17 protein-coding genes are annotated in these 10,198 nt (G+C 55.1%); 5 read left to right on the top strand and 12 right to left on the bottom strand.

Annotated elements, in window-relative coordinates:
- The first annotated feature begins 686 nt into the window (after nt 1-686).
- On the top strand, nt 687-974 hold the full coding sequence (locus tag CA13_RS14495; protein ID WP_146397777.1) for a hypothetical protein: 288 nt from the start codon (nt 687-689) through the stop codon (nt 972-974).
- A gap of 141 nt (nt 975-1,115) precedes the next feature.
- Here CA13_RS14495 and CA13_RS14490 read toward each other — a convergent pair whose 3' ends face one another.
- From CA13_RS14490 to CA13_RS14475, 4 genes are all read right to left on the bottom strand, one after another.
- Nucleotides 1,116-1,796: a hypothetical protein gene (locus CA13_RS14490; protein WP_146397775.1), complete on the bottom strand. Its 681-nt coding sequence runs from the start codon at nt 1,794-1,796 to the stop codon at nt 1,116-1,118.
- Between the two features lie 228 nt (nt 1,797-2,024).
- Complete coding sequence (locus CA13_RS14485) at nt 2,025-2,354, bottom strand: hypothetical protein (protein WP_146397773.1); 330 nt, start codon at nt 2,352-2,354, stop codon at nt 2,025-2,027.
- A 162-nt stretch (nt 2,355-2,516) separates the two neighbouring features.
- Nucleotides 2,517-3,074: a hypothetical protein gene (locus CA13_RS14480; RefSeq protein WP_146397771.1), complete on the bottom strand. Its 558-nt coding sequence runs from the start codon at nt 3,072-3,074 to the stop codon at nt 2,517-2,519.
- A 154-nt stretch (nt 3,075-3,228) separates the two neighbouring features.
- A complete protein-coding gene (locus tag CA13_RS14475; protein ID WP_146397770.1) occupies nt 3,229-3,657 on the bottom strand; it encodes a hypothetical protein in 429 nt (142 codons plus the stop codon).
- A gap of 143 nt (nt 3,658-3,800) precedes the next feature.
- On the opposite strand from CA13_RS14475, the gene CA13_RS35195 reads away from it, so the two are divergent.
- Nucleotides 3,801-4,088: a hypothetical protein gene (locus CA13_RS35195; protein ID WP_146397715.1), complete on the top strand. Its 288-nt coding sequence runs from the start codon at nt 3,801-3,803 to the stop codon at nt 4,086-4,088.
- Nucleotides 4,089-4,322: 234 nt separating this feature from the next.
- Here CA13_RS35195 and CA13_RS14465 read toward each other — a convergent pair whose 3' ends face one another.
- Both CA13_RS14465 and CA13_RS14460 read right to left on the bottom strand, forming a co-directional pair.
- Nucleotides 4,323-4,625, bottom strand: coding sequence for a hydrolase (locus CA13_RS14465; protein WP_146397766.1), 303 nt, complete (start codon nt 4,623-4,625; stop codon nt 4,323-4,325).
- A gap of 163 nt (nt 4,626-4,788) precedes the next feature.
- Nucleotides 4,789-5,295 carry a macro domain-containing protein gene (locus CA13_RS14460; RefSeq protein WP_146397764.1) on the bottom strand — a complete coding sequence of 169 codons (507 nt, stop codon included), beginning with the start codon at nt 5,293-5,295 and terminating at the stop codon, nt 4,789-4,791.
- 211 nt (nt 5,296-5,506) lie between these two features.
- Between CA13_RS14460 and CA13_RS14455 the strand changes: the two genes are divergently transcribed.
- Together CA13_RS14455 and CA13_RS14450 are read left to right on the top strand one after the other, a co-directional pair.
- Nucleotides 5,507-6,202, top strand: a complete 696-nt coding sequence (locus tag CA13_RS14455; protein ID WP_419194362.1) for an ISAs1 family transposase — start codon at nt 5,507-5,509, stop codon at nt 6,200-6,202.
- Nucleotides 6,135-6,653: an ISAs1 family transposase gene (locus CA13_RS14450; RefSeq protein WP_146403658.1), complete on the top strand. Its 519-nt coding sequence runs from the start codon at nt 6,135-6,137 to the stop codon at nt 6,651-6,653. The genes CA13_RS14455 and CA13_RS14450 overlap by 68 nt, the downstream gene beginning before the upstream one ends.
- Before the next feature lie 51 nt (nt 6,654-6,704).
- On the opposite strand, the gene CA13_RS35190 is transcribed toward CA13_RS14450, so the two are convergent.
- From CA13_RS35190 to CA13_RS14440, 3 genes are all read right to left on the bottom strand, one after another.
- The gene (locus tag CA13_RS35190; RefSeq protein WP_419194361.1) at nt 6,705-7,016 is read right to left on the bottom strand and encodes a hypothetical protein; all 312 of its coding nucleotides are present in this window, start codon (nt 7,014-7,016) and stop codon (nt 6,705-6,707) included.
- A 133-nt stretch (nt 7,017-7,149) separates the two neighbouring features.
- Nucleotides 7,150-7,509: a YrhB domain-containing protein gene (locus CA13_RS14445; protein WP_146397760.1), complete on the bottom strand. Its 360-nt coding sequence runs from the start codon at nt 7,507-7,509 to the stop codon at nt 7,150-7,152.
- An 88-nt stretch (nt 7,510-7,597) separates the two neighbouring features.
- On the bottom strand, nt 7,598-7,936 hold the full coding sequence (locus tag CA13_RS14440) for a hypothetical protein (RefSeq protein WP_146397758.1): 339 nt from the start codon (nt 7,934-7,936) through the stop codon (nt 7,598-7,600).
- 123 nt (nt 7,937-8,059) lie between these two features.
- Here CA13_RS14440 and CA13_RS35185 point away from each other — a divergent pair, with 123 nt between their 5' ends.
- Nucleotides 8,060-8,401, top strand: a complete 342-nt coding sequence (locus CA13_RS35185; protein WP_419194360.1) for a hypothetical protein — start codon at nt 8,060-8,062, stop codon at nt 8,399-8,401.
- A gap of 154 nt (nt 8,402-8,555) precedes the next feature.
- Here CA13_RS35185 and CA13_RS14430 read toward each other — a convergent pair whose 3' ends face one another.
- From CA13_RS14430 to CA13_RS14415, 3 genes are all read right to left on the bottom strand, one after another.
- Complete coding sequence (locus CA13_RS14430) at nt 8,556-8,957, bottom strand: hypothetical protein (protein WP_419194359.1); 402 nt, start codon at nt 8,955-8,957, stop codon at nt 8,556-8,558.
- A gap of 238 nt (nt 8,958-9,195) precedes the next feature.
- On the bottom strand, nt 9,196-9,492 hold the full coding sequence (locus tag CA13_RS35180) for a hypothetical protein (protein ID WP_419194358.1): 297 nt from the start codon (nt 9,490-9,492) through the stop codon (nt 9,196-9,198).
- A gap of 159 nt (nt 9,493-9,651) precedes the next feature.
- A partial coding sequence (locus tag CA13_RS14415) for a hypothetical protein (protein WP_419194357.1) occupies nt 9,652-10,198 on the bottom strand: 547 nt, incomplete at its 5' end.

Raw genomic sequence — 10,198 nt, 5'->3', positions numbered from 1 at the left:
AGTTTCGGTTGGGATTCGCCACATCAATAACTTCGTGCGTGCAACGGAAGGTTTTTACGACACCGCCCTGAACGAAGCGAACGATGTCTGAACTGCGAACGATTGTACCAAGGCCATGGCCCGTTGCCAAAGAGCCAAGGTGTGCCCGAAGGGCCTCAGCGTAAAAACCATGTTGTGGGACGCGGGGAGCTACGAAACACGTAGCCATATCGAACGACTCGCGAGTCATTGCTGGTGGGATGTCCGTGCCCGCCGCCTTGCCATCCAGAATCCAGTGAATGCGCCGCCGAAAACGAAAATGAGAAACAACGAAAAACCGATCCAGCGATCTGCTGGGTGCTGCACGATCTGCGACATGGCAGTTTCGCCCGTGATCGTGCTGCGTATTGTGTAGAACTGCCAGTCCTCCATGTTCGCGAGAATCGTCAGGAAAACGTAGCCAACAAAAGTGCCGCCCAACCCGAACAACACAGTTGACCACCAGCGCGGTCGTCGCCACGTTGCGAATCAGAGGACGGTGGATCGTACGGATTTTTCAATCGGCTAGCGTCCCACAACGGAAGGTTTTGCCGACGCCTTGTTGACCGAAGCGAGCGACGTTGAATTACGAGCAGCTAATGATACGCCGCCGCCCGTGAATTACCAACGTAGGCGTGCCCGAAGGGCCCTTGCGGCAAAACCATGTTATGCGGCAACGTCAAAATGCCAACTCGACGCTCCAACGCCAAGCCAATACTGCAGCGGCCGTAACCGCGACGCCGGTGGACTACCGCCAAGTCGACACGCTCGAAACCGGAACCGACGAGACGCGCAACATCGACTTGACGATCGCAGCAAAACCGATCCAAAACCAAATAGCATCAAACGTGAGTAAGCCTCGACACAGCATCCCAGCAACCGCCCCGCTCACCAAATTCCAGCACGCGTTCACCCGACGTGGCACCCGTCCAAGAACGAGTTCTCAAGCCGCATAACGGAAGGTTTTTACGACACCGCCGTTGCGATGCCATTTAAGTTTGAACAAGGGTAGATTCTACCAGCAGATGGAGGCTCGAACTAACGACAGCGGTGTGCCGAAGGCCTAGCGTAAAAACCATGTTAGGCGACCGGCGGCATTAGGATTGATGTCGACGCAGCATTTGGTCGGTAAAACTGCCCGCGACAACCTCAAGTGGGCGTCCGTCGAGGGAAACATTGAGTTCAGGATTGTACTGCTGAATCAGCGTGCCAGTTGGAAACGTTACCCAACCGAGAATCGCAGGCCGACCAAGGAAAAGTTGGAATAGCGAAATTCGTTGCAGATTGTCTGCGTTATTGTGGTTGCAATCCGGATCGGCACATCCGACAAACCACCCGGAGTCATTGTCGTCTGATGGAGCCCCACGGTCCATGATGAATCCATCACCAAGGTTGTAGCGATAACATGCGATGCCGGACTGACGAACAGATGGGATATCCATTTGCTCGCGACCAATCGAGAAACTGTCCAGTGTGAATAGTTGTAGCATCATGTGGCGAACCGTTTCGGTTACGCCGGGAACGAATTTAATCGGCATCGAAAGCATGTCAGGTTCGTGAAGCGTCAGCGAGCCATCGCTAAGCTCTTGGATGAGAGTCTGCATCCAGCCATGCTGAAAGGTCTGGTCCGCGCGAAATACGCTTCCGGAATGGACCATGGATTCAAGGTCTGCCAACAGCGACACAATGTGAGAGTCGGCAATGCCATCGGGTTCCACCAACAGTGTGAATTCCGGGTGATTGCGTTCGTGGCAGCGGGAAGTTGAGAACGTCTTCACTGGAGTTGGACTAGGTCGCCTAACGGAAGGTTTTTACGACACCGCTTCTCTCCGAAGCCAATAAGCGTCGCAACACCAATCAGTTTACCAAAAGAAAGCCACGTTGCCAAAGAGGCGGTGTCCGCGGCGTGGCAAACCAAGTGATGTCACCGAAGCGATCGACATGGCAAACCAAACGATGCTCCAATGACGAAGCCGCGGCCTTGCGTAAAAACCATGTTGGGCGACCTATGGGTCAACGAGAAGCGTCCACGGCGTTGGCCGAATCGGTTCATCGTTAACAACCACCTCGGTCCAAGTCTGCGGATCATCAGTTTCATGATCTTCGACGAGACGGTACTCAGATGACGGCGTCGAGGTCTGTGTCATCGGGAGTTTGGTCACGGTTGCGTTGCCGTGAATGCCATGGGCCGCGCAAAGCTGCAGCGCCGCGATAGCAGCATCGACATCGCGTTTTCGGTTAAGAGCTACCGATGAGTCGGGGGATTCGCGTAATTGAGCAACGAGCGAATCTTGGAGATCGCTTAGCTGCTGCAGTGTGAACGCGAAATCCGGCATTGGTTAGGTCGCCCAACGGAAGGTTTTTACGACACCGCCCTGAACGAAGCGAGCGAGCCTGAACTACGCACGATTCTACCACCAGAGGGAGGCTTGAACAAACGACAGCGGTGTGCCGAAGGCCTAGCGTAAAAACCATGTTGTACGGCACGCCACGCGCAACTAGCGGAACAATCGAGGTGTGCCAAAGCGAACGCCCGTTGCCCCAATGGAATCTAGTGATTGTCGGAGATCACTACGAACGTAGCAGTATGCAAATCTCGATGGTCTGTACAAGCGAAACAATGCGCAATCGGCGATGCACGACGCGGAAACGGTTGATTCGGCATCCAATGTGGAAGCGTCGGCCGGTATGGATACGTCAGGATGCGGAAGGTGGAGCCAAGAATAGCCAGAGACAGAAGAGCCGCGATGAGTCACGGGTAGATCATAGAAGCGGTGCATAGGAAGGTTGAAATCCGCCAGCAACGCCCGAACCCGCTCGCTGACGATAAAGCCGGAATTGCGAATCGGAGCCGAACTAACGAAATCGGTCAGAATCGCGGAGTCATCAACGATGACCGTGTTGAAGTTGGGCGTGAAATCAACGAGCGAGTCGAACGAAAGGTTGTAGACCGAGTCCGAGGCGTCGTAATCGTACGAGTCGCCCATGGTTTGGTGCTGGGGAACAACGCCAACGCCAGCGAAGTGAGTATCAAGTGTGAATAGTTTCGGCGGCAAAATGATCTCGTGCCGTACAACGGAAGGTTTTTACGACACCGCCGTTGCGATGCCATTCAAGTTTGAACAACGGGAGATTCTACCACCAGAGGGAGGCTCGAACAAACGACAGCGGTGTGCCGAAGGCCTAGCGTAAAAACCATGTTGCACGACCCTACGCGCTGGGCGCACCAGATTCCGGTATGTGCTTGCGGACAGCGTTGATGCGAGTCGGTACCCAGTCGTCGTCGGCGTCAAATTTCGCGAGATTTTCGGCGACATAGTTGGTGATGTCGCGGATTAGGTAAACCACCGTGGGTGTCAGATCCGGGCGACTGCAAATGCAAGAAAGAGACGTCATGACACCTGACGCAATCTCCCAGTCGTCATCGGAATCCGTGCTGCGCAGGTAGGACAGCGCAGCAGGAAGATAGTAGTCTAGCGCGACCAACGACATATATGTGATGTCTTCGCAGTAGAGAGACCCGCCGTCAGCGAACATCTTGTAGGCGTCGTCAAGCGACTTGCCGCTCCAATGTTTTACGACGTATTGCTCGTCGAGACCATCGTAGTCGGTGAGTTGGTCTTTGGGAGGAACCGTCATTCTGGGTCGTGCAACGGAAGGTTTTGCCGACGCCTTGTTGACCGAAGCGAGCGACGTTGAATTACGAGCAGCTAATGATACGCCGCCGCCCGTGAATTACCAACGTAGGCGTGCCCGAAGGGCCCTTGCGGCAAAACCATGTTATGCGGCAACGTCAAAATGCCAACTCGACGCTCCAACGCCAAGCCAATACTGCAGCGGCCGTAACCGCGACGCCGGTGGACTACCGCCAAGTCGACACGCTCGAAACCGGAACCGACGAGACGCGCAACATCGACTTGACGATCGCAGCAAAACCGATCCAAAACCAAATAGCATCAAACGTGAGTAAGCCTCGACACAGCATCCCAGCAACCGCCCCGCTCACCAAACACCAGCAAGCGTTCACCCGACGTGGCACCCGTCCAACAACGAGTTCTCAAGCCGCATAACGGAAGGTTTTTACGACGCCGGTTTTGATCGAAGCGGAAAACGTCGCACACCAAATATTGTACCAACAGAACGCAGTTTGCCAAAGATCGTAGGCGTTCGCGGGCTGGCACCAGATGGAACGCGACCGAAGCGACTGACGTTCAATCACCGAAAGATTCTCCAACAACGACAGCCGCGACTAGCGTAAAAACCATGTTATGTGACCGCGAGCATGGGTCGAGCATGGGCTGCGGTCAGTGGTTTGACGCGTTTCCGGGCAGGATCACGTCACAATAGTCAAGAAGTTCGTCACCACGATCGTCAAGGCAGATGTCAGGTTTGGGCAGGAAGCCGACAAAACAGTCCGCGATACCAAGTGACGTAGCAACATTGCGCGAGTAGTCGCCGCCGCCACGGCTCCAGCAGTACAGCGTGTGACCATCGGCGTGCATCCGGCGCACGAAGTCCGCGCTGGCGGGCATGGGAATCTGCGTGGTGCCAACAGTGCGGATCAACGTGTCATCGACGTCAATGTAGATTACGCGTTTACGATCCAACGAGCGCCTCGGTCACATAACGGAAGGTTTTTACGACACCGCCCTGAACGAAGCGGACGATGCCTAAACTAAATGGAATTGTATCAAAGCCATCGCCCGTTGCCAAAGAGCGAAGGTGTGCCGAAGGCCCTAGCGTAAAAACCATGTTAGGTGACCCGGGCCACTACGGTTCGGCTGCAAGCACAGAGTTGATTGTCGCGGCATTCTCGTCAGAGCGAACCACAATCGTAACGGTTTCAATCTGGAAGCGTCCAACAACCGAGTCCGCGAATGCGCGGGCGAACGCATCAATCGTCATTGGGCCGTACCCGGTAGCCAGCGTTGGCATTGCGATAGTTCTAGCGTTGAGCGAAACAGCAAGGTTGAAAGCAGCCGTTAGCGTGTCAGCGACAATCTGGTGCGAGGAATCGTAGAACGGGTCGATGGCAACCGCGTGGATGATGTGTGAGAACGGCAAATCGCCAGCGGAAGTACGGACGACCGAGCATGCAGGGATCGCGGTTTCGCCGATGGATTCAAGGTGAGCGCGGAGTTCTGGTTGAATGCCGGGCTCGCGTTCACGGATCGCGCCGTTTACGCCGCCCGACATGTTGAGCCAAGGGTTGGCAGTGGAAATCAGGACGTCCGCCGCAGCGTCGAGTACGTCACCAACGGTCACCACCACATTCATCTAGGGTCACCTAACGGAAGGTTTTTACGACACCGCCCTAAGCGAAGCGAACGATGTCTGAACTACGAAAGATTCTACCACTAGAGGGAAGCTTGAACAAACGACAGCGGTGTGCCGACAGGGCAACTCAGTGTTTGATTTTAGGTTATCTGAAGCGTAGTATTGGTTCGTTGCATTAACGGAGTGCATTTAACCTTACGGAGATATCTCAGTGACCAATCCCGCAGACGGGGAATTGCTCGCCATTTTGGCGGCGATTCCAGATCCTCGCGGGCGGAAGGGACGACGCCATTCTTTAGCTGCCATGCTGGCGGCGACTATCTGTGGCCTGCTCACCGGCGCTACCGGTTGCACCGCCATTGCGCAGTGGATTCGCAATCAAGAACCCAGCTTTTGGCACGCGATCGGTTTTGGCCGCAAGCCTCCGACGGCCAATTGCTATCGGTCGTTGCTGATCGACCTTCCACCGGAAACGCTAGAGAACGCCATCTCTCAGTGGGCTCAGCATCGACTCGGTGAAAAACCGACAGCAGAGAAGCACCGTGGAGTCGCGATCGACGGCAAAACGCTGTGTGCTACGCTGCAACCACATGGACAGAGCATTCACCTGCTTTCCTTGCTCGAACACGCCTCCGGCGGTGTGCTGGCTCAATTGAAAATGAATCCCAAAACAAACGAGCATCGAACCGCCATGCTGTTGCTTAAGTCGTTGATTGTCGATGGCATGGTGATTACTGGTGACGCCATGTTCTGCCAGAGGAAACTCTGTCAGCAGATCATTGATTCTGGCGGCGACTATCTCATTACTGTCAAAGACAACCAGCCGGAGTTGAACAAGACTGTCAAGTCGGACTTCAATCCCGGCCTTTCCCCCCTACAGCGAACGTCTTCGCCGTCAGCAGCTTGACGAGGTTCGCGATGTCGACAAAGGGCATGGGCGAATTGAGATTCGCCATCTTCAGTCCAGCAGCCGACTCGGTGGCTTTCTTGACTGGCCAGGCTTTGCCCAAGCGATTCGCATCGAGCGAACGCGGATCACCGGCGACGAACGGGTAACGGAAGTTTCTCACGCGATCACCAGCCTGGGACCCGATCGAGCCAATGCGAAGCATCTTCTGGATTTGAATCGCGGCCACTGGGGCATCGAGAATCGATTGCACTGGGTGCGTGATGTGACAATGGGCGAGGACAAGTGTCGTGCCCGCACTGGGCATGGTCCGGTAAATCTGGCATGCCTTCGCAACGCCAGCCTGACGTTTCTTCGCGACGCGGGACACAGTGGGATCGCCACCGCCCTTCGAACCTTCGCCACCAAGCCAACCGATCTACTAAAACTCTTATCCAGATTCAAAAACTGAGTTGCCCTGGGTGTGCCGAAGGCCTAGCGTAAAAACCATGTTGTGCGACCGTCACGCTCGATCTCGGTCGGAAGCGAGTCCGCGCGGGAGCGACAATCGAAGCGTGAGAAGCCATTCGCCATTCGGTTTTGCAAACCAAGCAACATGGTCATGTTCGTCGTCAAAGTACGACCATTGGAGCACCGGCTCGCCAGCGCGGATTTTGTGTTTCAGGCTGTCTTGCAGTCCCCACCCGCTTCCAGCTGGAACCGTAGTGTCGTCGATTTCATGAGGCGCGCCGAGCAACGTCTCAACGTCGGTTGGCGACATGTCGGGGACCAGAGTCTTGAATTGGGCGGAAAGCACCATGACGGTAGGTCGCACAACGGAAGGTTTTTACGACACCGCCCTAAACGAAGCGAGCGATGTCTGAACTACGAGAATTGTACCAAGGCCAGCCCGCGTGACCAACCAATGAAGGTGTGCCGAAGGCCTAGCGTAAAAACCATGTTGCACGTCACTGCCCCGCCGAGAAAGCCTGCAGCATGTCCTCCGCGCTCAATGCGCCAGGGTAAGTATGGAGCTCGCCAGTACGCTTGCAGACCAGCACAGGGTTGTTGCTCATGAGCGCAAAGTTAATGTCGCCCGTATCCAAGAACCGCTTGGAGTTATAGGGAAACACCCATGCCGTCTCGTCCTCAAGCACGTATGGATCGTTGATGACGATGTCGTCGATGCCAGAGAACATTGGCGCAGCGTGTTCGAGTACTTTCACGGCTGCTTGGTCTCTGGTTAATGCATCCATTGGTGAAAGTCGTGACGTGCAACGGAAGGTTTTTACGACACCGCCGTTGCGATGCCATTCAAGTTTGAACAACCAGTGATTCTACCACCAGATGGCGGCTTGAACAAACGACAGCGGTGTGCCGAAGGCCTAGCGTAAAAACCATGTTGTGCGACGTGCGCTACGAGTGAGCCTGCGACCGAGAACGGAACCAGTAGAACATTGCGACGAGGATCAATCCCACAACGGCGCCAAAGACGACGCCCTGAGTGAGCCCCTGGCCGATACCGACAGCGACCGGATCGAAGTTGGGTGAATCTCCGTTGGAGAACACGGAACGGTAGTAGCCGGGCGCGAACGAGCCCAAGGCTGCGCCGAGGCCCAAGCCGATTGCGCCACCAAGGAATGCGGAACCGAAAACCGCACTAATCGTCCAAGTCAACAGTGACAGCGACGCACCACGGTCAGAGTGCTGCGGCGAGTTGTACGGATTGTCCGAAGTCATTGATTTGAGTCGCACAACGGAAGGTTTTTACGACACCGCCGTTGCGATGCCATTCAAGTTTGAACAACCAGCGATTCTACCACCAGAGGGAGGCTTGAACAAACGACAGCGGTGTGCCGAAGGCCTAGCGTAAAAACCATGTTACGCGACCGTCGCGCCACGTTAGTCGTCGTGCAAACCGGACCGCCAATCGAGATAGTCGTCGGTAGAATCGCAGTCGATAGCGAGATCGTCGATCAGTTGCCAGAACTCAGCTGGCAGCGTGTTGCCGTCGCGTTCAAAAAGCCCCGCAAGGCGGACAAGATTGAACAAAGCCCCGCTGTAGATTGCGTCGTCTTGGAGGTTGGTGAAAGAATTGTGGAGCGTCAAGTAGCGTTTGTCAGCGAATGCCCCGCGCACAGACCGCGGGAGCAGGTCATCGGCGCGATCCATTTTGGCGTGGACCGCTGGATCACGTTTGTAGTCGTCGGTTGGCAATGACTGAGGTCGCGTAACGGAAGGCTTTTACGACACCGCCCTAAACGAAGCGGACGATGCCTGAACTGCCAGAGATTGTACCAAGGCCACCCCACGTTGCCAAAGTGGGAAGGTGTGCCGAAGGCCTCAGCGTAAAAACCATGTTGTGCGGCGGGCGCTACGAGTTGGCGTCAATCTCAGGATAATCCCAGCCCAAGAAGTGTGACGTGTCGTCGACAGCGCTGTGAGCGTGTCCACGGACATGGCCGTCGGAATCAGTCAATGCACGCTGGATGATGGGTTGAATGGTTTCACGATCGAGAACGCCGCAAGTTCGCGAAAGATGCGCAAAACCGAGTACGGCGTTGCCGCGAACGGTCGGGTCAGCGTGAGACGCGAGTTGAATGCAGATATCGGTTGCCCATTGGCAATCCGGCGGATCGAGGGAAATCACGATCGGGACGTAGAGCAACTCGGAGGGGTCGCCACGTGTGATGACAGCGTCAACGTCAGATTGCAGCCAGCCATCACGGAATGGACCCATTAGATTCGTCCGCACAACGGAAGGTTTTTGCGACACCGCTTCTCTCCGAAGTCAAAAAATGTCGCAACACAAATCAGTTTACCAAAAAGAACATGCGTTGCCAAAGAGGCGGTGTCCGCGGCGCGGCAAACCATTGAATGTGACCAAAGCGAACAGCGTGGCAAACGAAAAGATGTTCCAATTACTAAGCCGCGGCTTAGCGAAAAAACCATGTTATGTGCCGCTTGCACTAGAGGAGATGTTCAATTTGTGTGCGGTTGCAAGTGTCCGCGCATCACGAGTCACCTCGCAATGCCATGACGCCAAAGCCAACGAGAAACCAGTGTAGACCTCCGGTGTCCAACGCGGCACAAACAACGCCAAGCCAAAAGAGCCACGGAACGTGATAGATGAACGGAAGGCAGATGAATATGACAAGCGAACCAACGAGAGGGTAGCCGGACATCCATTGATAGTCGTCCGAGGTGCGTCCGCGCAACCGGTGCACCGGATAACGCAGAAAACTGAGGTAGAAGTTGACGAGCGAGAGAAAGCAACCGAAGGCGAGCATGATGTACGCAATGTAGGTCACGATCAGAGATTACCTGCGGCACATAACGGAAGGTTTTTACGACACCGCCCTAAACGAAGCAAGCGATGCATGAACTACGAGAAATTGTACCAATGCCAGCCCGCGTTGCCAAACATGGAAGGTGTGCCGCAGGCCTCAGCGTAAAAACCATGTTGGACGTCACTGACCCGCGAGTGAAGTCACCACATCGGCCATTGCAGACTGGACAGATCCATGCACAGCATGAACCGTGTAATCGTCAGCGACACATTCAAACGAAGTGTCGTGGAACGTCAGTATAAAGTGGCGTTTCGATTGAAGGGCCTGATCTCTATTACCGGATTCCAGTTGGGCAAGTTTGCGAACCCAAGACGAGTTTGTGACCTCGTACGCGTTGTAGGGGTGAAGACCGCGTGGGGCGAGTGGGTGTTTGGAGAACGTGTTTTCATCGGGGAACCAGCCGAAGCGTACATCAGCACAGATTTTGAATTCGACGATGATCACGGGGCATTCACCGGAGTCATGGTTGAGTACGTTGACGTATTGGCCGTGCCAGTCCTCGGGCATTGGCTGAGCAGCGAGATAGCAAAGCGCCGTGTAATGCTCAGTGCCGACGATTGCAGGAAGCGGAGCGCCGACATTGCACGGCGGCAACGCTTCAAGTTCGACGAGTTTGTCAGCGGAGTCAATTGTGTACAAAGGCTGCCTTAGTGATCGCTGTGACGTC

Origin of the sequence: Novipirellula herctigrandis (assembly GCA_007859835.1) — a bacterium.
GTDB classification, from domain to species: domain Bacteria; phylum Planctomycetota; class Planctomycetia; order Pirellulales; family Pirellulaceae; genus Novipirellula_A; species Novipirellula_A herctigrandis.
The sequence above is the reverse complement of the archived record's forward strand: the minus strand, read 5'-3'. Positions and strand labels throughout refer to the sequence as shown.